The 23,036-nt window shown below is 71.2% G+C and carries 7 protein-coding genes; 6 read left to right on the forward strand and 1 reads right to left on the reverse strand.

The genetic code is table 11. From position 1 onward, the window contains the following. Window positions 1-124 precede the first annotated feature (124 nt). From GCU53_RS13660 to GCU53_RS13670, 3 genes are read left to right on the forward strand one after another with little or no spacing between them, the layout of a single operon-like run. Window positions 125-3,472, forward strand: a complete 3,348-nt coding sequence (locus GCU53_RS13660; RefSeq protein WP_152388105.1) for a non-ribosomal peptide synthetase — start codon at window positions 125-127, stop codon at window positions 3,470-3,472. 3 nt (window positions 3,473-3,475) lie between these two features. Next, entirely contained in the window at window positions 3,476-11,266 is a 7,791-nt protein-coding gene (locus GCU53_RS13665; protein WP_152388106.1) for a non-ribosomal peptide synthetase, read from the forward strand. Then, a complete protein-coding gene (locus tag GCU53_RS13670) occupies window positions 11,266-15,357 on the forward strand; it encodes a non-ribosomal peptide synthetase (RefSeq protein ID WP_152388107.1) in 4,092 nt (1,363 codons plus the stop codon). The genes GCU53_RS13665 and GCU53_RS13670 overlap by 1 nt, the downstream gene beginning before the upstream one ends. A gap of 421 nt (window positions 15,358-15,778) precedes the next feature. Here the strand turns inward: GCU53_RS13670 and GCU53_RS13675 are convergent, their stop codons facing one another. Then, entirely contained in the window at window positions 15,779-18,037 is a 2,259-nt protein-coding gene (locus tag GCU53_RS13675; RefSeq protein WP_152388108.1) for a TonB-dependent siderophore receptor, read from the reverse strand. A 512-nt stretch (window positions 18,038-18,549) separates the two neighbouring features. Here GCU53_RS13675 and GCU53_RS13680 point away from each other — a divergent pair. From GCU53_RS13680 to GCU53_RS13690, 3 genes are all read left to right on the forward strand, one after another. Next, window positions 18,550-19,374 carry a formyl transferase gene (locus GCU53_RS13680; RefSeq protein WP_152388109.1) on the forward strand — a complete coding sequence of 275 codons (825 nt, stop codon included), beginning with the start codon at window positions 18,550-18,552 and terminating at the stop codon, window positions 19,372-19,374. A 12-nt stretch (window positions 19,375-19,386) separates the two neighbouring features. Then, entirely contained in the window at window positions 19,387-20,430 is a 1,044-nt protein-coding gene (locus tag GCU53_RS13685) for a histone deacetylase family protein (protein WP_152388110.1), read from the forward strand. Between the two features lie 115 nt (window positions 20,431-20,545). Beyond that, the gene (locus GCU53_RS13690) at window positions 20,546-23,026 is read left to right on the forward strand and encodes a penicillin acylase family protein (protein ID WP_152388111.1); all 2,481 of its coding nucleotides are present in this window, start codon (window positions 20,546-20,548) and stop codon (window positions 23,024-23,026) included. The last annotated feature ends 10 nt before the right edge of the window (window positions 23,027-23,036 follow it).

Genomic DNA, 23,036 nt, shown 5'->3' on the forward strand with positions numbered 1-23,036 from the left:
CAGGAACCCCGGCGGTCGCCGCGCTGGCGCTGCCCGCAGAACCCCGACCGATCGAAGAACTCGAGAGCGCCGATCCGCCCGCCGCGGCCCGATCGCGCGCCCGCAACCGCTTGAGAGGCTCGTCATGCCCGACCCGCAAGATCTTTCCGAACGTCGTGCCAAGCTCACCCCCGAGCAGCGCGCCAAGCTGCAGGCACGCCTGCGCGGCGGGCCTGCCGCCGCCGCGGTGCAGCATGCCATCCCCTGTCGTCCGCAGCGCGATCAGGCCCCCCTGTCGTTCGCCCAGCAGCGCCAGTGGTTCCTGTGGAAGCTCGATCCGGCGAGCGCGGCCTACCACCTGAGCGGCGGCCTGAAGTTCGTCGGCCGCCTCGACATTCCTGCGCTGCATGCCGGCCTCGAAGCCCTCGTCGCCCGCCACGAGTCGCTGCGAACCCTGTTCCGCGAAGGAAGCGACGGCGTGGCCGAGCAGTTCGTCCAGCCGGCGACGGGCATCGAGCTGCCCTGCATCGATCTCGCCGGCCTCGCCGCCGACGCGCGCGAGGCGCGCATCGCGGGCGAGCTGCAACGGATCTGCGCGGCGCCCTTCGACCTGGCGCAGGGACCGCTGCTGCGCGTGGCGCTGCTCCGGACCGGGGAGAACGAGCACCTGCTGCTCGTGGTGATGCATCACATCGTATCGGACGGCTGGTCCACCCAGATCATTCTCGACGAGCTGGCGGCCTTGTACCGGGCACGCCTGCAAGGCCAGCCGGCCGGGCTGCCGGATCTGCCGGTCCAGTACGCCGACTATGCCGTATGGCAGCGCCAGTGGCTCGAAGGGGCCGAGGGCGAGCGCCAGCTCGCCTGGTGGCGCGAGCAACTGGGCGGCGAGCAGCCGGTGCTGGCGCTGCACACCGACCGACCGCGCCGGGCCGACGGCAAGTATGCCGCGGCCCTGCACAGCCGGGTGCTGGCCAAGGAGCTGACCGAGCGGCTCAGGCAGCAGGCGCAGGCGCACGGCGCCACCCTGTTCATGACCCTGCTGACGGCCTTCCAGACGCTGCTGTTCCGCCATAGCGGCCAGACGCAGATCCGCGTCGGCGTACCCATCGCCAACCGCAACCGCGCGGAAACCGTCGGCATCGTCGGCTTCTTCGTCAACACCCAGGTACTGGGCGCCCGCCTCGACGGGCGGATGAGCCTGGCCGAGCTGCTGATGCAGACCCGCGACCGGGCGCTGGGCGCCCAGGCGCATCAGGACCTGCCCTTCGAGCAACTGGTCGAGGCGTTGCAGCCGGAGCGCAGCCTGAACACCCACCCGTTCTTCCAGGTGGTATTCACCCACCTGCGCCGGGACCACGGCTCCCTGGCGCAGTGGCCGGATGTCGAGGTGCAGCGGCTGGACTTCGAGGAGCAGGCCGCACAGTTCGAGCTGACCCTGGAGACCTGGGAGAGCGAGGACGGCAGGGTCGAGGTGCGCTTCCGCTACGCCCGCGAGCTGTTCGAGGCGCAGACCGTCGAGCGTCTGGCGGGGCACTACCTGGCGGTGCTGCAGGCGCTCGCCGAGCATCCGCAGCAGGCGCTGGACGATATCGAGATTCTGGGCGAGTCCGAGCAGGCCCTGCTGCAGCAGTGGGGCACCCGCACGCAGCCGCACCCGGATGCCGGGCCGATCCACCGGCTGATCGAGCGGCAGGCCCGCGAGCAGCCGGCGGCGGTGGCGCTGGCCTGCGACGACCGCGAACTGAGCTATGCCGAACTCAACCGCCGCGCCAACCGCCTGGCGCACCGGCTGATCGCCCTCGGCGTCGCGCCCGAAACCCGGGTGGGTATCGCGGTGGAGCGCTCCATCGAGATGGTGGTGGGCCTTTTGGCCATTCTCAAGGCCGGCGGCGCCTACGTGCCGCTGGACCCGGAGTATCCGGCCGAGCGCCTGGCCTGGATGGTCGAGGACAGCGGCATCGGGCTGTTGCTGACGCAGAGCCATCTCGGCGGGCGCATTCCCGGCAGCCAGGCGCTGACCATGCTGGAACTGGACCGCCTCGACCTCGACGGCGAGTCCGAGCACGACCCGCAGGTCGGGCTGCACGGCGACAACCTCGCCTACGTGATCTACACCTCGGGCTCCACCGGCCGACCCAAGGGGGCCCAGCTCTGCCATCGCAACCTGACCCGGCTGCTGGGGGCCACGGAGCCCTGGTTCGGCTTCGGCCGGGACGACGTGTGGACCATGTTCCACTCCTACGCCTTCGACTTCTCGGTCTGGGAGATCTTCGGCGCCCTGTGCACGGGCGGGAAGCTGGTGATAGTGCCGTTCTGGATCAGCCGCTCGCCGGAGGACTTCCTGAAGCTGCTGCGCAGGCAGCGGGTGACGGTGCTCAACCAGACGCCTTCGGCATTCGGCCAACTGATCCGCATACCGGACGTGTACGAAGAGCGCCTGGCGCTGCGTGCCGTGATCTTCGGCGGCGAGGCGCTGGAGCCCGAGCGGCTGCGCCCCTGGATCGAGCGGTGGGGCGACGAGCAGCCCCGGCTGATCAACATGTACGGCATCACCGAGACGACGGTTCACGTGACGTACCGGCCGGTCACCCGGAGCGACCTGGACGGGCAGCGCAGCCCGGTCGGCGTGGCCATCCCGGACCTGGGGCTGCACGTGCTGGACGGGGCCTTCAACCGTGTGCCCGTCGGCATGCCCGGCGAGCTCTACGTGGCCGGAGAGGGTCTGGCGCGCGGCTATCTGAACCGGGCCGGACTGACCGCCGAGCGCTTCGTGGCCGACCCCTTCGATCCGCAGGGCGGCCGGCTGTACCGCACCGGCGACCTGGTGCGCTGGAACACCGAAGGCCAGTTGGAGTACCTGGGGCGCATCGACCATCAGGTGAAGGTGCGCGGCTTCCGCATCGAACTGGGCGAGATCGAGGCGCAGCTGCTGGCCCAGCCGGAGGTGCGCGAGGCGGTGGTGCTGGCCAAGGAGGGGCCGGGCGGGACGCGGCTGGTGGGCTACGTATCGGCGCGCGCGGGGCAGTTCCTCGACGGCGCGCTGCTGCGCGAGCGCCTCGGCCGGACGCTGCCGGACTACATGGTGCCGGGCGCCCTGGTGGTGCTGGAGGCCCTGCCGCTGAACGCCAACGGCAAGGTCGACCGCAAGGCGCTGCCCGAGCCGGAGCTGGCGAGCGACCGGGCCTACGAGGCGCCGCAGGGCGATGCCGAGGAGGCGCTGGCGGCGATCTGGGCCGAGGTGCTGGGCATCGAGCGGGTAGGGCGCCACGACAACTTCTTCGAACTGGGCGGGCATTCCCTGCTGGCTATCCGGATCACCGCGCTGCTCGCCCAGCGGCATGCCTGCGAGCTGGCCATCCGACATTTCTTCGACGCTCCGACCGTCAAGGCGCTCGCCGCGCATCTGCCCGCCGCAGGCCTGCCGGCGCAGGGCTCCAGGGCGCAGCGGCTGTCGGAGATCGATTCCCTTCTGAGCGAATTCGAGGTTTGACTCATGGCACTTGACGATCAGCAGATTGCCCGGCGTTTTGCCGCTCTGGCGCCCGAGTCGCGGCGCGGATTCCTTGCGAAGCTCCAGGACGCCGGTCTCAGCTTCGCCGAACTGCCCATAGTGCCGGCCGAGCGCGGCGGCCCGCTGCCGCTGTCCTACGCCCAGCGCAGCCTGTGGCTGACCTGGCGGCTGGACCCGGCGAGCCCGGCCTACAACATGCCCGGGGCGCTCCACCTCGAGGGCGTTCTCGACGTCGGCGCGCTGGAGTCCGCGCTGCAGGTTCTGGTCGAACGGCACGAAGTCCTGCGCACGCTCTATCCCGCGCGCGACGACGGCGAGCCGGAGCAGCGGATTCTCGCCGGGGTGGCGATCGCGGCTCCGCTCACCGACCTGCGGGCCATGCCGGTCGAGGCGCGGCTGGGGGAGGCGCGGCGCCTGCAGCGGCTCTTCGCGCAGACGCCGTTCCAGCTCGACGCCGAGCCGCCGCTGCGGGCCGCCCTGTGGCGGCTCGCCGACGACAAGCACGTCCTCGGCCTGTCGCTGCACCACATCGCCGGCGACGGCGGCTCGATCCAGGTGCTGTTCGAGGAACTCTTCGCCCTCTACGAGGCCGCCTGCGCCGGGCGTCCGGCGCAGCTCGCGCCGCTGCCGATCCAGTTCGCCGACTATGCGCTCTGGCAGCGCAACTGGTTCGAGGCGGGCGAGCGCGAGCGTCAGCTGGCGTACTGGTGCGCCCGTCTGGGCAGCGAGCATCCGCCCACGGCGCTGCCCCTGGACCGGCCGCGCGGCCTGTCGCCCGACTCGCAGGAGGGGCGCCACGAGTTCCGCCTGCCGGCCGCGCTGAGCGATGGCCTGCGCACGCTGGCGCGCACGCAGAACGCCTCCCTGTTCATGGTGATGCTGGCGCTGCTCAAGCTGACCCTCTACCGCTTCGGCGGCCAGAGCGACCTGCGGGTCGGCGCACCGATCGCCAACCGGCAGCGCGCGGAAACCCGCGGGCTGATCGGCTACCTGACCAACGTGCAGGTGCTGCGCACCCGGCTCGAGCCCACCGGGAGCTTCCGCGCGCTGCTGGCCGCGGTGCGCGAGACGGTGCTCGATGCGCAGGCGCATCCCGACCTGCCCTTCGACCTGCTGGTCGAGGCCCTGCAGCCCGAGCGGCAGCCCGGCCTGCACCCGCTGTTCCAGGTGAAGTGCACGCAGCAGGACGCGCTGCCGGCGACGCGCAGCGTGGCCGGCCTGGAGGTCGGCCTAGAGGGCCTGTCGGGCGGGCACGCCCACTTCGACCTGAGCCTGGACTTCACCGACCAGCCGCGCGGCATCCAGGCCGTCCTGGCCTATGCGGCGGCGCTGTTCGACGCCTCGACCGTCGCCCGTTTCGCCCAGGCCTTCCAGGTCCTCGCCGAGCAGGTGGTCGCCCGGCCTGAGGGCACGCTCGCCGAGCTGGCGCTCCCCGGCCCGCTGGCGGACCTGCACGGCCCGCGGACCCGCTTTCCGCGCGCCGACGTGATCGACCTGTGGGCGGATGCCGTGGCCCGCGCCCCGCAGGGCGTGGCCGTGCGCAGTGAGGAGCGCTGCTTCACCTACGCCGAGCTGGACGCCCATGCCGAGTGCCTGGCGGCGCGGCTGATCGCCGAGGGCGCGGGCCCGGAAACCCGGGTCGGCATCCACGCCGAACGCTCCTGCGAGTTCGTCCTCGGCGTGCTGGCGGCGCTCAAGGCCGGCGCGGCCTACGTGCCGCTCGATCCGCAGCTGCCCGCCGAACGCCTGGCCTATCAACTGGCCGACAGTGGCGTGCGCTGGCTGCTGGCCGCCCGCGCGCCGGCCTGGCAACCGGCGGTGCCGGTGCTCGAGCTGGGCTTCCGGGCCGCCGGGGACCAGGCCGCCGGGGATCAGGCCGCCGGGGACGATCCGGTCGCGCTGCCCGGGCCGCATGCCCAGCAGGCGGCCTATGTCATCTACACCTCCGGCTCCACCGGCCAGCCCAAGGGCGTGGTGGTCAGCCGCGGCGCGCTGGCCAACTACGTGCAGGCGGTGCTGGCCCGGCTCGATCTGCCCGAGCTGGCCGGCAACATGGCGATGGTCTCGACCGTCGCCGCGGACCTGGGGCACACGAGCTTCTTCGGCGCGCTGTGCAGCGGACGCACCCTGCACCTGATCGACGCCGAGCGGGCCTTCGACCCGGACCGCTTCGGCCGCTACATGAGCGAGCAGCGCATCGACGTGCTGAAGATCGTGCCCAGCCATCTGCAGGCGCTGCTGCAGGCGGCCGACCCGGCCGCCGTGCTGCCCCGCCACGCGCTGGTGGTCGGCGGCGAGGCGACCCACTGGCCGTTGCTCGAGCGGGTCCGCGAACTGCAGCCGCAGTGCCGCGTGCTCAACCACTACGGGCCGACCGAGACCACCGTCGGCGTGCTGACCCAGCCGGCCGAGAGCGCCAGGCGCGGCGCCGCGACGCTGCCGCTCGGCCGGCCGCTGGCCAACCTCCGGGCGCTGGTCCTCGATCCCGAGCTCAATCCGCTGCCGCAGGGCGTGGCCGGCGAGCTGTACCTGGGCGGCGCCGGCGTGGCGCGCGGCTACCAGGGGCGTGCGGCGCAGACCGCCGAGCGCTTCGTCGCCAGCCCGTTCGCAGCGGGCGAGCGCCTGTACCGCACCGGGGACCGGGTGCGGCTGCTGGACGACGGCAGCCTGGAATTCCTGGGCCGGGTGGACGACCAGGTGAAAGTGCGCGGCTACCGGGTAGAGCTGCGCGAGGTGGCGCAGGCGCTGCAGGCGCACCCCGGCATCGCCGAGGCGGAGGTCGTCGCCCGGGACAGCGAGGACGGACGCACCCAGCTGCATGGCTATGTGGTGTCCCGTGGCGGCGCGCCGGTCGATGTCGCCCTGCTGCGCGAGGAGCTGGCGCGGACGCTGCCCGACTACATGGTGCCCGCGGCGATCGTGCAGCTCGAAGTCCTGCCGCTGACGGCCAACGGCAAGGTCGACCGCAAGGCCCTGCCCGAGCCGGAAAAGGCCGAAGCGACGCGCCACGAGGCACCCCGGGGCGAGGTCGAGCAGGCGCTGGCGGAGATCTGGGCGCAGGTGCTGCGCGTGGAGCGCGTCGGTCGCCACGACAACTTCTTCGAGCTCGGCGGCGACTCCATCCTCACCCTGCAGATCATCGCGCGGGCCAGAAAGCGCGGCCTCAGGTTCACGCCCAAGCAGTTGATGGAGCTGCAGACCGTCGCCGCGCTCGGCGCGGTCACCGCGCTCGCGGAAAGCGCGGCGCCGGCCCCGGCCCGGGAGGAGGCCGCAGGCGAGGCCTTCGAGCTGTTGCCGGTGCAGCGCTGGTTCTTCGAACAGCGCTTCGAGGCGCCGCAGCACTGGAACCAGTCGCTGCTGCTGACCGCCACCGAGGCCGTGGACACGGTGCGGCTGCGCCAGGCCGTGGAGCAGGTGGTCGCCCATCACGACGCGCTGCGCCTGCGCTTCGACGAACAGCAGGGCGCCTGGCGGCAGCGCTGCGCGGCGGCGCAGGGGGCGAGCTGCTTCGAGCGCGTCGACCTCGGCGGCGAGCCGCAGGTGGCCGAGGCCATCGGCCGGGCCGCCGACGCCGCCCAGCGCAGCCTGAGCCTGACGCAACCCTTCAAGGCCGTATGGATGGACCTGGGGCCGGGCCGTTCCGGACGGCTCCTGCTGGTGGCCCATCACCTGGTGGTCGACGGCGTCTCCTGGCGGGTGCTGCTCGAGGACCTGCAGACCGCCTACCGCCAGCTGGAGCTGCCGGCGAAGACGACATCGCTCGCCGCCTGGTCGCGGGCGCTGGGCGAGTACGCCCGGAGCGAGGCGCTCAGGGCCGAACTGCCGTACTGGCAGGCGCTGGCCGGCACGCGCGAGCCCGACCTGCCCGGCGTCGCCGGGGGCAGCAACCGCATGGCCGACGCCCGCAGCGTCGAAGTCACCCTCGACGAGGACTTCACCGAGCGCCTGCTGAGCGAGGTGCCGCAGGCCTACCGGACCCAGATCAACGACATCCTGCTCACCGCGCTGGCCCGCACCCTGTGCACCTGGGACGGCCGCGACAGCGTGCTGGTCGAGCTGGAAGGCCATGGCCGCGAGGCGCCGGACGACAGCCTCGACCTGTCGCGGACGGTGGGCTGGTTCACCAGCCTGTTCCCGGTGCGCCTGCAGCCGGGCGCGGGCGATCCGGGCGCCAGCATCAAGGCGGTCAAGGAGCAGCTGCGCCGGGTGCCGAACAAGGGGCTGGGCTACGGCGTACTGCGCTACCTGAGTGCGGAGGGACGGGCGCTGGCCGAAGGCGCCTACCCGCAGGTGACCTTCAACTACCTGGGCCAGCTCGACCAGAGCTTCGCCGCCGATGCGCTCTGGCGCCTGGCGCGCGAGAGCGCCGGCGAAGAGCGTGCGCCGTCCGCCCGGCGGCGCACCTGGCTGGAAGTCGGCGCGCTGATGCACCGCGGCAGCCTGCGCGTGCGCTGGACCTACAGCTCGGCGATCCACGACGAGGCGACGGTGCGGCGTCTCGCCGAAGGCTTCCAGCGGGAACTGGAGGAACTGATCGAGCACTGCACCGGCGGAGCCACCGGCATCACGCCCGCCGACTTCCCGCTGGCGGGCGCCAGCCAGGCGCAGCTCGACCGGCTGCCCGTGGCGCTGGAGAACCTGGCGGACCTCTATCCGCTCTCGCCGATGCAACTGGGCATGCTCTTCCACAGCACCTACGAGCCGAGCGGCACCGCCTACGTCAACCAGCTGCGCATCGACATCGACGGCCTCGATCCGGTCCGCTTCAAGGCGGCCTGGCAGGCGCTGTTCGACCGCCACGAGGTGCTGCGCACCGGCTTCGTGCAGGGCGAGCGCCCGCTGCAGTGGGTCGCCCGATCGCTGGGGGTGCCGCTGGCGATGCAGGACTGGTGCGGGCGCGCCGACCAGGCGCAGGCGCTCGACGCCCTGGCCCGGGCCGAACTCGAGCGCGGCTTCGATCTGGCCGCCCCGCCCCTGATGCGGCTGGTGCTGGTGCGGACCGCGACCGACCGGCATCACCTCGTCTGGACCCGCCACCACCTGCTGCTCGACGGCTGGAGCACCTCGCGCCTGCTGGCGGAGGTGCTCGGAGCCTACGCGGGGCTGCCCGCGCCGGCGCAGGGCGGTCGCTTCCGTGACTACATCGCCTGGCTGCAGGCGCGGAACCTTGCCGCTTCGGAACACTACTGGCGCAGCCTGACGGCGGCCATCGACGAGCCCACCCGACTGGCCGCCGCACTGCGCCAGCCCGCGGGCGGCGAGGGCCATCTGCTCCACCGTCAGGTGTTCGACAGCGCCGAGACCGCACGCCTGGCGGAGTTCGCAAGGACCCAGCGGGTGACCGTCAATACCCTGGTGCAGGCCGCCTGGGCCTTGCTGCTGCAGCGCTACACCGGACAGGAGGTGGTGTGCTTCGGGGCGACGACCGCCGGCCGGCCGGTGGACCTGCCCGGGGCCGAGCAGATGCTGGGCCTGTTCATCAACACCCTCCCGGTCGTCGCGGCAGCGCAGCCGCAGCAGCGCATCGGCCAGTGGCTGCGCGATCTGCAGGCGCAGAACACCTCCTCGCGGGAGCACGAGCACACGCCGCTGTTCGAGATCCAGCGCTGGGCCGGCGTCGGCGGCCAGGGCCTGTTCGACAGCATCGTGGTGTTCGAGAACTACCCGGTGGACGAGGCGCTGCGCCAGGCGGGCGACCGCCAGCTGCGCTTCGCCATGCGCGAGAGCCGCGAGGAAACCAACTACCCGATGACCCTGACGGTGCATCTCGGCCAGACCCTGGACATCGAGTACGCCTTCCAGGGCCAGTGCTTCTCGTCCGCGCAGGTCGGAGAACTGGCCGGACACCTGCACGGCCTGCTGCTTGCACTGGCCGGGAACGCGGAGCAGTGCCTGGGCGACCTCGATATCCTGAGCGAAGCCGAGCGGGCGCAGCTGCGCCAGTGGAGCGAGAACCCGCAGCAGCACCCGGACGCCGAGCCGGTGCACCGCCTCTTCGAGCGGCAGGTGCGCGCGCGCCCGGACGCGCCGGCGCTGGTCTTCGGCGACGAAGCGCTGAGCTACGCCGAGCTCAACCGCCGGGCCAACCGCCTGGCGCACCGGCTGATCGCCCTGGGCGTCGCCCCCGAGACGCGGGTGGGGATCTTCGTCGAGCGCTCGGTCGAGATGGTGGTGGGCCTGTTGGCCATCGTCAAGGCCGGCGGCGCCTACGTGCCGCTCGACCCGGACCACCCCGACGAGCGCCTGGCCTGGATGGTCGAGGCCAGCGGCATCGGCCTGCTGCTCGCCCAGCGCCATCTGGGCGGGCGCCTTCCCGCCAGCCAGACGCTGAGCGTGCTGGCGCTGGATAGCCTCGACCTCGCCGGCGAGCCCGAATACGACCCGCAGGTCGCGCTGCACGGCGACAACCTCGCCTACGTGATCTACACCTCCGGCTCCACCGGCCGGCCCAAGGGTGCGGCCAACCGGCACCGCGCGCTGTACAACCGGCTGGCCTGGATGCAGGAGGCCTACCGGCTCGACGCGTCGGACACCGTCTTGCAGAAGACCCCGTTCGGCTTCGACGTCTCGGTCTGGGAGTTCTTCTGGCCGCTGATGGTCGGCGCGCGGCTGGCCGTCGCCCGGCCGGGCGAGCACCGCGACCCGGGGCGGCTGGTCGAGGCGATCGGCCGCTACGGGGTGACCACGCTGCACTTCGTGCCCTCGATGCTGCAGGCGTTTCTGGCGCACGAGGGCATCGAGGCCTGCACCAGCCTCTCGCGCATCCTCTGCAGCGGCGAGGCGCTGCCGGCCGAGGCGCAGAACGCGGTGTTCCGGCGCCTGCCGCAGGCGGCGCTGTACAACCTCTACGGCCCGACCGAGGCGGCCATCGACGTCACCCACTGGAGCTGCCGCGCCGACGGGCAGAGCCAGGTGCCGATCGGCCGGCCGATCAGCGGCATCCAGACCCATGTGCTGGATGCGGCGCTGAACCCGGTGCCGCCGGGGGTGGCCGGCGAGCTGTACCTGGGCGGCATCGGCCTGGGCCGCGGCTACCTGAACCGGCCCGGGCTGAGCGCCGAGCGCTTCGTGGCCGATCCGTTCGGCACGGGCGAGCGGCTCTATCGCAGCGGCGACCTGGTGCGCTGGAACATGGAGGGCCAGCTGGAGTACCTGGGACGTCTCGACCACCAGGTGAAGATCCGCGGCCTGCGCATCGAGCTGGGCGAGATCGAGGCGCAACTGCTGGCCCAGCCGGCGGTGCGCGAGGCGGTGGTGGTGGCCCAGGAGGGGCCGGGCGGGGCGCGGCTGGTGGGCTATGTGGCGGGACAGGGCCTCGATGGCAATGTGCTGCGCGAGCGGCTCGGCCGGACGCTGCCGGACTACATGGTGCCGGGCGCCCTGGTGGTGCTGGAGGCCCTGCCGCTGAACGCCAACGGCAAGGTCGACCGCAAGGCGCTGCCGGCGCCGGAGCAGGCCGGCGAGCGGGGCTACGAGGTGCCGCAGGGCGAGGCGGAAGAGGCGCTGGCGGCGATCTGGGCCGAGGTGCTGGGCGTCGAGCGGGTGGGCCGCCACGACAACTTCTTCGAGCTGGGCGGGCATTCCCTGCTGGCGGTGCAAATGGCGGCCCGCGCGCAACGCACCCTGCATGTGCAACTGATGGTGCAGGACGTGTTCCGGCGCCCGACCGTGCAGGAGCTCGCCGCGCAGCTTGCCGAACAACCCCGGGAGGACGCCATGGCGCAGTCGTTCTCGGAGATCGATGCCTTCATCGACAGCCTGGAGAGCGCCTGATGGACAACGCACTGACCCACCGCATCGCCGAGCGCTTTTCCCAGCTGACGCCCGAGCAGCGTCGCGCGGTCTACCGGAAGATCCGCGCCGAGGGGCTCGGCATCGGTCAGTTCCCCGTGCTGGCCCGCGACGCCTCGCTCTGGAGCCGCTGTCCGCTTTCCCACGCCCAGGCGCGGCAATGGTTCCTCTGGCAACTGGACCCCGGGAGCACGGCGTACCACATCTCGGGCGCCCTGCGGCTCAAGGGGCAACTGGATGTGCAGGCGCTGAGGGCGAGCTTTGCGGCGCTGGTGGCCCGCCACGAGGCACTGCGCACCCTGTTCCGGGTCGATGCCGGGGGAGTGGCCGAGCAGCTCGTCCGCGAGGGCGCCGAGGTCGGGATCGAGACGATCGAACTCGATGGGGGCGACGCCGGCGAGCGCGAGGTCCGGCTGCGGGAGACGGCCCGGCGCCTCTGCGACACGCCCTTCGACCTGAGCGGCGGTCCGCTGCTGCGGGTGGGGCTGATCCGCGTGGCGGCCGACGAGCACGTGCTGGTGGTGGTGATGCACCACATCGTGTCGGACGAGTGGTCGCTGAAGATCATCGTCGACGAGTTCGTCGCGCACTACCGGGCCTGCCTGCGCGGCGAGGCGCCGCAACTGCCGGCGCTGGCGGTCCAGTACGCCGACTATGCGGTATGGCAGCGGAACTGGCTGGAGGCGGGCGAGCGGGAGCGGCAGCTCGAATACTGGAAGGCGCAGCTGGGCGACGAGCACCCGGCGCTGCAGTTGCCGGCCGACCATCCGCGGCGCGCCGACGGCCGCTATCGGGCGGCACGGCATGGCTTCGTGCTGCCGCCGGCGCTGGTGCAGGGTCTGCACCAGCGCGCCCGGGCCGAGGGCGCGACGCTGTTCATGGTGCTGCTGGCCGGCTTCCAGGTGCTGCTGCACCGCTACACCGGCCAGACGGACATCCGCGTCGGCGTGCCGATCGCCAACCGCCACCGGGTAGAGACCGAGGGCCTGGTTGGGGTCTTCGTGAACACCCAGGTGCTGCGCAATCGCATGCACGGCCGCATGAGTCTGGACGAGGTGCTGGCGCAGACCCGGGAGGCGGCGCTGGGCGCCCAGGCGCACCAGGACCTGCCCTTCGAGCAACTGGTCGAGGCGCTGCACCCCGAGCGCAGCCTGAGCGCCAATCCGCTGTTCCAGGTGATGTTCAACCATCTGCGCGAGGACTTCCGGGCCCTGGAGCAGTTGCCCGGACTCGGCCTGGAGGACTATGCGCTGGGCGAGCGGGCAGCACAGTTCGAGCTGACGCTGGACACCAGCGAGCGTTCCGACGGGCAGGTCCAGGCGCACTTCAACTATGCCGCGGAGCTGTTCGAGGCGCAGACCGTCGAGCGGCTGGCGGGCCACTACCTGGCGGTGCTGCAGGCGCTCGCCGAGCAACCCGGACAGGCGGTCGGCGACCTGGCCTTGCTGAATGCGGCCGAGCAGGCGCAACTGCACCAGTGGGGCGTGGACGAGCGCTGCTATCCGAACGCCGAGCCGGTGCACCGCCTGTTCGAGCGGCGGGTGCGCGAGCGGCCGCAGGCCACGGCGCTGATCTTCGACGAAACCCGGCTGAGCTATGCCGAACTCAACCGCCGGGCCAACCGCCTGGCGCACCGGCTGATCGGGATGGGTGTCGCCCCCGAGACCCGGGTAGGGATCTTCGTCGAGCGTTCGGTGGAGATGATCGTGGGCCTTCTGGCCATCCTCAAGGCCGGCGGCGCCTACGTGCCGCTCGACCCGGACTATCCCGACGAGCGCCTGGCCTGGATGGTCGAGGACAGCGGCATCGGCCTGCTGCTCACCCAGAGCCATCTGGGCGAGCGCATTCCGGACAGCCAAATGCTGAGCGTGCTGGCGCTGGATACCCTCGACTTCGCCGGCGAGCCCGAACACGACCCGCAGGTCGCGCTGCACGGCGACAGCCTGGTCTACGTGATCTACACCTCAGGCTCCACCGGCCGGCCCAAGGGCGCGGCCAACCGGCACCGCTCGCTCTACAGCTGCATGCTCTGGATGCAGGAGACCTACAAGCTGACGGAGGCCGACACCGTACTGCACAAGGCGCCGTTCGGCTTCGACGTCTCGGTCTGGGAAATCTTCTGGCCGCTGACCGCCGGCGTGTCCCTGGTGGTGGCCAGGCCGGGCGACCAGCGCGACCCGGCACGGATCGTGGAATTGATCCGCCAGCACCAGATCACCACCCTCAATTTCGTGCCCTCGATGCTGCAGGCCTTCCTCGCGCACGAGGGCATCGAAACCGAGACGCGCCTCAGGCACGTCATCTGCGGCGGAGAGGCGATGCCGGCGGCGACCCAGCACGAGGCGCTGGAGCGCCTGGAGGGCGTGAGCCTGCAGAACCTCTACGGCCCGACCGAGGCGGCCATCCATGTGACTCAGTGGACCTGCCGCGACGACGGGCAGAGCCTGGTGCCGATCGGCCGGCCGATCAGCGGCATCCGCACCCTGGTGCTGGATGCGGCGCTGAGCCCAGTGCCACCGGGGGTGGCCGGCGAGCTGTACCTAGGCGGCATCGGCCTGGGCCGTGGCTATCTGAACCGGCCCGGCCTGACCGCTGAGCGCTTCGTGGCCGACCCGTTCGGCACGGGCGAGCGGCTGTACCGCACCGGCGACCTGGTGCGCTGGAACATGGAGGGCCAGCTGGAGTACCTGGGGCGTCTCGACCACCAGGTGAAGATCCGCGGCCTGCGCATCGAACTGGGCGAGGTCGAGGCGCAACTGCTGGCCCAGCCGGAGGTGCGCGAGGCGGTGGTGGTGGCCCAGGAAGGGCCGGGCGGGGCGCGGCTGGTGGGCTACGTGGCGGGACGGGACATCGACGCCGGCACGCTGCGCGAGCGGCTCGGCCGGGGGCTGCCGGACTACATGGTGCCGGGCGCCCTGGTGGTGCTCGAGGCCCTGCCGCTGAACGCCAACGGCAAGGTCGACCGCAAGGCGTTGCCCGCGCCGGAGCTGGTGGGCGAGCGGGCCTACGAGCCACCGCAGGGGGCGGTCGAGGAGGCGCTGGCGGCGATCTGGGCCGAGGTGCTGGGCATCGGGCGCGTGGGTCGCCACGACAACTTCTTCGAGCTGGGCGGGCATTCCCTGCTGGCGCTGCGCACGATCCAGCAGATGCGCCAGCGCCTCCCCGGCGTGCCGCTCGGCCTGAAGGATCTGTACGCCCATCCCACCATCGCCTGGCTCGCCGCACGCCGCGGGCCGGTGAAGGCGGTCCGCCTGAACGCGGCGCTCGGCGCGCGCCCGCCGTTGTTTCTCATCCACGACGGCTGGGGCAGCGTGCTGGACTATACCGGGCTGGCGAAGTCCCTAGCGGGCGCCTGCACGGTGGTGGGCGTGCCGTACAGCCACGTCCGGGCGGGGGCGCAGGCGCCGCAGGACCTGCTCGACCTGGCGCGGCTGCATGCCGCGACGCTCAAGGAGTTCCAGCCCGAGGGTCCGTTCCGGATCTGCGGCTGGTCGCTGGGCGGCGCCGTCGCGCCCCTGGTGGCGGGGCTGCTGGAGCGCGAGGGGCGGGAGGTCCAATTCGTCGGGGTCGTCGATCCCTATGTACAGGCTCCCGAGCAGGCGCCGGCGACTTCCCTGGTCGACGATCTCAAGGGCTTCTTCGCGATCCTGCTGCCCGCGTCCCTGCACGACGGCATGCTGCGCGACGAAGCCGTTCGCGACAGGCTCGCGGCGTGTGTCGAGGAGACCGGTTCGCTCGAGGCGCTCGTCGACCTGGTGCTCTCCAGGGTCGACCGGGAACAGCTGCACGAGTACGGCATGCTGACCAGCGAGGAGCTGGTCGAGATGTTCGTGACGGCGCGTGCCCTGGCCCGGATCGCGGCGGCGCCGTTCGTTCCGGAGCCGCTTCGCGCGCCGGTGACGGCCTGGTGGTCCGCAGCGCGCGGGGAGGCGGAGATACGCCGCTTCTCCGCGTGGCTGGGCGTCGGGGCCCGGCACGACTGCCGGATCGAGACGGACCATCTGCGCATCGTCCGCGCGCCGAAGCTCGTCTCCGATCTGCTGGCGCAACTGCAGTCCGACCGGCAGGACTGACGCGCCATTGCCGGGCGGTTTCCTGTCCCTCTCGGGCAAGGGATCGTCCGGCCCGAAGTGGCAGACCTGCGTGGCGGGCCGGCTCTTATCCCCGCCGATTCCCTTTCTCGCACCCCGCAGCGTGCCCGCCATTCCCCATGCACGGATTGCTCCCCGCCGGGGAGAGGGCGCCGAGAGCCGCCATGCCCAAAACGCTGTAGCGGTGATCCTTAGTCCAGAAAACTTTCAGACCTTGCCGGGGCGCTGTCCGATGGCGCCCGGAGGCTTTCCGTCGCCCATGGCGAAAGCCACGCCCAGGCATCGGGGTAGCGGGTCTGTCGGATCGGGCAGGAAGGGGAGCGGGGGAGGGAGTAGGAGGGGCCGGCAGCGCGGGCGCTGCCGGATCTGGAGGGCGCGGGCCGGCTGGCGGCCCGCGGTCCGGTCAGAACCTCACGCTCACGCTGGCGCTGGCCGTGCGCGGTGCGCCGGCCACGAGGTTGGAGCTTTCTGCCTGGCTCCAGTAGTTCTTGTCGAACACGTTGTCGAGGTTCAGGCGGAGCGTGGTGTGGGCTGCGCCGATCTGGGTCTCGTAGCGGGTGCCGAAGCCGAACACGTCGTAGGACTCGGCGGATTCGCCGGTGTTTTCTTCGTTGACGTGACGGGCGCCGTTGTACGTCCAGCTGCCGGTGAAGGTCCAGCCGTTGAGCCACAGCGGGCTGTATTCGGCGATCGCCGAGAAGCGTCTGGCCGGTACGTCGGAAGGACGGTTCTCATCGGTCTCCTCGCTGCCGTCCATGAGCCTGGCATCGAGGAACATGGCGCTGGCGAAGATCGTCCACTCCGGCGAGGCCTTGCCGGTGAGCGACAGCTCCAGGCCCTGATGGCGTTGCTCGCCATCCTTCACGAGAACATCGTCGGAGTTGATGTACTGGCCGGGCTTCTCGATGCGGAACAGTGCGGCGTCGAAGTTCAGGCCCCGGGCGAGCTCGACCTTGACGCCGGCCTCCCACTGCTCGCTGAGCAGCGGGCTCAGCTGTTCGTTGCGGTTCTTCGTCCAGGCCGGCGCAGTGCGGCCCTGTTCCAGGCCCTCGATATAGCTCACGTAGAGCGAGACGTTCGACTGCGGCTTGTAGACCAGCGCGTAGCTCGGGGTGTAGACGTATTCCTTGTATTGGTCTTTCCGGTCGCCGGTGCCGGTGTTGTAGGTCCGCTCGTTGCGCATGGAATAGCGGCCGCCCAGGTGCAGCTTCCAGGATTCGCCGAGGGAGATCACGTCGTAGAGGAAGATGCCGTCCTCCTCGACGCGGCGGGCCAGTCGGGCGTCGGGGGCGTCGGGCGAGGGGTCGGCGATCGATACCGGATTGTAGATATTGGTTTTTCCGATCTCGCCCCAGAAGCCGTTGCCCCAGCGTTGCTTGAGGCGGTGCATCATGCCGCCGAAGGCCAGTTCGTGGTTGAGCGGGCCGGTGTCGAAGCGGCCGTTGACGGTCAGGCGGGCGTTGATCGGGTTGGCTTCCTGGTCCGGCGAGTAATACAGGAACATCGTGCTGTCGCCGTTGTCCTGGATGTCGCTGAGGGACCAGATCATGTTCTGTTCGCGGCGCAGCTTCGACCAGTTGCCGTCGAGGGTGAAGGACCAGTCGTCGTTGAACTGGTGCTTCAGCTTGCCGCTCACCATGGTGTATTCGGTGGGGTAGCGCGCCCAGCGCTGGCCGAGGAAGGTGCGCGGATCGAAGCCCGACGGCAGCTTGCCGTTGACGTCGGGCGACAGGAAGGGCTGGCCGTTCTGCTCGCGGCGCTCGTATTCGACGTCGAACTCGAGGATGGTGTCGGGGGTGAGCAGCGCGTCGGCGGCCAGGGCGAAGAAGCGCCGCTCGCCGTCGACGCTGCGCACGTAGGAGCGCTCCTCCTCGGTGACGGCGTTGAGCCGCAGGCCGAAGCGGCCGTCGGCGGTGCGGCGGCTGATGTCGACGTGGCTCCGGGTGTTGTCGAATTCGTTGACGTAGTAGTTGATCTCGGTGAGCGGGCCGGCCGTGGGCCGCTTGGTCACGTAGTTGATCAGGCCGCCCGGACCGGCGAAGCCGGTCTGCAGGGCGGACAGGCCCTTGAGAACCTCGACCCGCTCCTTGTTCTCCAGTCCGGTGGACTGCAGGTTGACCATCATCTGCCCGTTGTAGCGGAAGTTGACCGTGTTATCGAGGACGAAGCCGCGGATGGACGGCGAGCTGTACCAGCCGGGGTTGGCGATCGACGAGGTCACGCTGGCGTCCAGCTTGTCCAGGTCGGAAATGCTCTTGACGTTGTGGTTCCTCATCAGCTCGCTCGGCAGCACCTTGACCGAGAACGGCGTATCGAGGATGTCCTGCTCGCTGAAGCCGGCGATCGAGGAACTCTTCACCCGATAACCGCTGGCGGCCGAGCCATCGGGCTCCGAGTCGGCGGTGACGGTGAGGGTGGGCAGCATCGCCGCCGAGCCGTCCTGTTTCCCGGCTGAGTCCGTGGCGGCCTGCTCCTCGTCCTTTTCCCCGTGCTCGGCGCTGGCCGCTGCCTGGGTGGACTGGGCCCCGGCATCTTCGTCCTCCGCGCGTGCGGTACCGGCCGCGAGCGCGACGCTCAGCAGGGTGGCCTGCAGGACGACCTGGGCGATGGGCGTGAGTTGGGGGTGTGCATCGTGTTTGCAGGATGTGTTTTTGATTTTCATGATTGCGTTGGGTCGAGGAGGAAAGAACTGTCGAATCGGTTCCGGCCGCCCAGTCGGCCCGTCGTCCGGCAGGTCGGCGCCGTTGCCCCGCCATGCCTTGTCGACGGCACCGCGGGGCGCGCCGTCGGGGTGGTCGGAGATGGGTGCATCGCGAACCTCCCGGAGCAGGGGGCAGACAAGGACAAGCGCCAGATCTGCACGATGGAGACGAAGCGGCTGGTGGGACTTCCGGCGTCGGGGAGACGGGCCGGGAGGCCGGTGCCAGTGCGTACAGTCCAAGACGAGCAAGCGCAGCGGATGTTTAGGCCTGCGTCGGGCGCTCGCCCTGGCGGCTAAACGCCCGCTGCCGTCGCTCGTCTGTATCCACGAGTTCGGCGTGCGGGGTGCGCGTGGGGATGGCCCCGGGCCGTCGCGTTGCGGGCCCGCCGGCAGTCCGGCGACCGGATGTCCGAACTGCCAGCGGGCGGCAGAGGTTTTGCCGGATCTTGGAACCCACGTGTGATCGCACCGACATGCCGAAGACAAAACTCGTCTACATCTGGTCCCTGAGAAATGCCGCCGCCGACAAGGCCGGGCAGCACATCGCGTACAAGGGGGGGAGCCGCTACATGAAGTCCCCGCTCGAATACCTGGCCGAAGCGCTCGACGAAACCGCGCTGGGCGACGCCTATTCCCTGGAGGGGGTGATCTACGACGACGACGAGGGCTCGCCGCTCGACCGGGAGAAGCTCAAGGACTATGGCTTTGCGTACCGGCCGGACAGGCAGTGGTTCTATCCGCCGGAGCTGCGCGCGCAGGGGCGGCGCCTGAACGATCTGCTCTGCTCGATCCCCTCGACCTACCGGCGCCTGCCCTTGAACGCCCCCGAGCGGCCGGCCGGCAAGAGCGACTTCGAGGCGCGCCTCTTGGACAGGCTGTTCGAGCTGGAGGCCGAACTCGTCGTGCTCGACGGCCTCCTGGTCATCCTCGACGAGCTGGTACGGCCGGGCAGCCCCTTCCACCGGCGGATCGTGAACATCCATCCGGGCATCACCCGGCTCGACTCGCCCTACGAGCGCCGCGGCGCCTACGCGACGCTCGACGCCCTGCACGGCGTGCACGGCAGGAAGGTGGTCGACTGGACGACGATGGAGACCAGGGCGGTGCCGGTGGTGAACATGACCGGGGCCTCGTTCCATTATGTGGACAACGGCATCGACTCCGGCGAGGTCATCCTCGACGTGCTGAACACCGAGATCGACCCGCAGGACAGCATCCTCGAGCTGCGCTGGAACAACTTCAACAACAGCCTGTTCCCGGCGCTCCATCAGGGCCTGGCGCATCTGGCGAAAGCCTGACCGGGCCGGCCGATGATCACTTTCTACAACGACCGGCACAGCCTCCATCAGGGCCGGGTGGAGATGTTCCGCGGCGCGCTGGTGCCCTGCTTCGAGGTGGCGGCACGCGCCGACCGGGTGGCGGACGAGCTGCGCCGCCGGCGCCTCGGCGCCATCGAGCCGGCCGAGGACTTCGACGACGCGGCGCTGAGCCGCATCCATGCGCCCCGCTATGTCGAGTTCCTGCGCGGCGCCTGGGACGAATGGGTAGCCCTGGACCCGGCCAACGGCCAGCGCGACGCGCTGCCGTCGGTCTGGCCGGTGCGCGGCCATAGAAGCGACGTGCTGCCGGAGAACTTCGCGGCGCGCATGGGGCTGTTCTCCTTCGATGCCGGCACGCCCCTGACCGCCGGCACCTGGCAGGCCGCGCGCACCGGCGCCTGCTGCGCGCTGTCCGCCGCCGGCCGGGTGCTGGCCGGCGAGCGGGCGACCTTCGCGCTGACGCGCCCGCCCGGGCACCACGCCGGCCAGGACTTCTTCGGCGGCTACTGCTTTCTCAACAACGCCGCCCTCGCCGCGCAGGCCCTGCGCGACGGCGGCGCCGGCCGGGTCGCCGTGCTGGACATCGACTACCACCACGGCAACGGCACCCAGTGCATCTTCTACGACCGCGCCGACGTTCTCTATGCGAGCCTGCACGGCGATCCGCGCAGCGAATACCCGTTCTACCTCGGCCATGCCGACGAGACGGGCGCCGGGGCCGGCTGCGGCTTCAACCTGAACCTGCCGCTGCCGCGGGGCACCGGCTTCGGGACCTGGTTCGCCGCGCTGGGGCAGGCGCTGCGCGCCATCGCCGGCTACCGGGCCGAGGCCCTGGTGGTGTCGCTGGGCGTGGACACCTTCGCAGGCGACCCGATCTCCGGGTTCCGGCTGCAGAGCGACGATTATTTCCAGGTGGGCGAGGCGCTCGCCGCGGCCGGCCTGCCCTCGGTGTTCGTGTTCGAGGGGGGCTATGCGGTGGACGCGGTGGGCATCAACACGGCGAACGTGCTGGAGGGCTTCCAGCGGCGTGCCTGACCGGCTGCCGGGCCGGCCTTGCGCGCCCTGCGGCGCCTGCGGCCCGCGCAGCCCCTTCTGTCGGCCCGGTCGGCGCAACGACCGGTGACCGGCCCTCACGGATTCGGAGTGAAGTATGTACAGAACGACTCGACGAACGGCGCCGGGCGGATTCGCCCGCAAGGGATGCACGACGCTGCTGGCGCTGGGGCTGTCCGTGCTGGCGCCGGCGCTGCAGGCGCGCAGCGCGGGCGAGGCCGATCCGGTGACCGGCGGCGTCGAGATCCGCCGCACCACCGACGGCATCCCGCACCTGCGCGCCGCCAACTGGCGCGAGCTGGGCCGCGGCGTCGGTTACGTGCAGGCGCAGGACGCCCTGTGCACGCTGGCCGAGGCCTTCGTGACCTATGAGGGCCGGCGTGCCTGGTTCTTCGGCGCCGAGGCGCGGCCGGCGCGCGACGCCACCTTCGGCCGGCCGAAGAACCTGGAGCTGGACTTCTTCTTCCGCGCCTTCGCCGACGGTGCGCTGGTCGAGCGCTTGCGTGCCGAACAGCCGCCCGAGCTGAACGAACTGATCGAAGGCTTCGCGGCGGGCTACAACCGCTATCTGGCCGAGGCCCGTGGGAACCGGGAGGCTGCACGACGCACTTGTCTGGACGAGCCGTGGGTGCGCGAGATCGGTGCGGCCGATCTGTATCGGCGCATCTATGCCGCCCAGATCGCCGGCGGCTATGCGCGCTTCATTCCGGAGATCGTCAACGCCAGACCGGCGGCGCCCAGGACGGCCGGCGCCGGCGGTGCCGCGGCCCTGCGCGACAGGCTCGCCAAACGCATCGGCGAGCAGGCGGGGCTGGGCAGCAACATGCTCGCCTTCGGCCGGCAGGTCACCGGGGAGGAGGGCGCGCTGCTGTTCGGCAACCCGCACTGGTACTGGGGCGGGCCGGACCGCTTCTACCAGATGCACCTGACCATTCCCGGCCGGCTCGATGTGGCCGGCGTCGCCTTCCTCGGCGTGCCGGTGGTCATGCTCGGCTTCAACGAGCAGGTGGCCTGGAGCCACACGGTGTCGGAGGCGCGCCGCTTCGGCCTGTTCGAGCTGACGCTGGATGCGGCCGACCCGACCCGCTATCTGGTCGACGGCAAGGCCGAGCCGATGGCGGCGCACGAGGTGAGCGTGGAGGTCCGCGGCGACGACGGCGCGCCGCGCCGCGTGACGCGAACCCTCTACAGCACGCGCTTCGGGCCCGTGGTCGATCTGGGCGGGCACGATGCCGCCTTCGGCTGGAGCGCCGCCCGTGCGCTGGCGATCCGCGACGTGAACACGGAGAACTTCCGTATCTTCCGCAACTTCTTCTACTGGAACCAGGCCAGGTCGCTCGACGAGTTCATCGCCATCCAGCGCCGCGAGGCGGCGGTGCCCTGGGTCAACACGGTGGCGATCGCCCGCGGCGACGGGCGCGTCTGGTACGGCGACGTCGGCGCGGTGCCCAACGTCCCCGACGATCTGCGCGAAGCCTGTTCCACGCCGCTGGCCAAGGGCTTCGCCCGCCTGGACCCGGCGACCCCCTTCCTGGACGGCAGCCGCTCGGCATGCGCCTGGCGTGTGGACGAGGAGGCGGCGCAGCCGGGCGCCATGCCGGCCCGCGCCATGCCACAGCTGCTGCGCGAGGACTACGTCGCCAACATGAACGACAGCTACTGGCTGAGCAACGTGCACCGGCCGCTAGAGGGTTTTCCCGCCGTGCTGGGCGGGGAGCGGCAGCCCCTGTCGCTGCGCGGGCGGCTGGGGCACCGGATCGCCCGGGAACTCTCCGAAGGCGAGGCGCAGTCGGCGCAGGACCTGAGCCGCCGGCTGATGCAGGCGGTGCTCACGCCGCGCGCCTATTCCGCCGAGCTGTTCAAGGACGAGCTGCTCGCGCAGGCCTGTGCACAGTCGGTGGTGGAGCTGGACGGCGACGACCTGGAGGCCGCTGACCCCGGACGCAGCGTCAAGGTCGGTCTGGCAACCGAGAAGGTCGAGGTCGCCCAGGCCTGCGAGGTCCTGCGCCAGTGGTCCGGCAAGGGCGATCCCGACGCTCGTGGCGCCTTGCTGTGGGAGGCCTTCTGGACGCGCCTGGACAGGACGCCGGACGACACGCTCTATCGGGTGGCCTTCTCCAGTGCGGCGCCGTTGGACACTCCGCGCGCGCCGGGCACCGACGACGGCCGCGTGGCCCGGGCCCTGGCCGCCACGGTGCTGTCGCTGACCGCCAGGGGGCGGGCCCTGGATGCGCCGCTTTCCAGCGAGCGCTTCGTCGAGAGCGGCGGCGGCCGGCTGCCACTCTACGGCGGCTGCCACTCGGTCGGTTATTTCACCGTGGCGTGCAATCAGGAGGATGGCGATCGCCTGGGACCGGACGCCCTGGCCAACAGCTACCTGCAGGTGGTGCGCTTCGGTTCGGACGGCGTGGAGGCGCACACGCTGCTGGCCCACGGCCAGGACGAGGCGGCGGTCGACAACGGCCGCGGCACGGCGCCGGTGGCGCGCTATGCGCGCAAGGACTGGCTGCGCTTCCCGTTCCGCGAGGCGGACATCGCCCGCGACCCGGAGCTCGAGCGCCTCGTGCTGCAGCCCTGAGCGGGAAGGC

The sequence above is a fragment of the Azotobacter salinestris genome (genome assembly GCF_009363155.1).
GTDB classification, from domain to species: domain Bacteria; phylum Pseudomonadota; class Gammaproteobacteria; order Pseudomonadales; family Pseudomonadaceae; genus Azotobacter; species Azotobacter salinestris.

Bases quoted from the DNA above. Each gene is read 5' to 3' on its own strand.
- GCU53_RS13680 (WP_152388109.1), top strand. From the start codon at position 18,550: ATGCCGAAGACAAAACTCGTCTACATCTGGTCCCTGAGAAATGCCGCC.
- GCU53_RS13675 (WP_152388108.1), bottom strand. From the start codon at position 18,037: ATGAAAATCAAAAACACATCCTGCAAACACGATGCACACCCCCAACTC.
- GCU53_RS13665 (WP_152388106.1), top strand. From the start codon at position 3,476: ATGGCACTTGACGATCAGCAGATTGCCCGGCGTTTTGCCGCTCTGGCG.
- GCU53_RS13670 (WP_152388107.1), top strand. From the start codon at position 11,266: ATGGACAACGCACTGACCCACCGCATCGCCGAGCGCTTTTCCCAGCTG.
- GCU53_RS13660 (WP_152388105.1), top strand. From the start codon at position 125: ATGCCCGACCCGCAAGATCTTTCCGAACGTCGTGCCAAGCTCACCCCC.
- GCU53_RS13690 (WP_152388111.1), top strand. From the start codon at position 20,546: ATGTACAGAACGACTCGACGAACGGCGCCGGGCGGATTCGCCCGCAAG.
- GCU53_RS13685 (WP_152388110.1), top strand. From the start codon at position 19,387: ATGATCACTTTCTACAACGACCGGCACAGCCTCCATCAGGGCCGGGTG.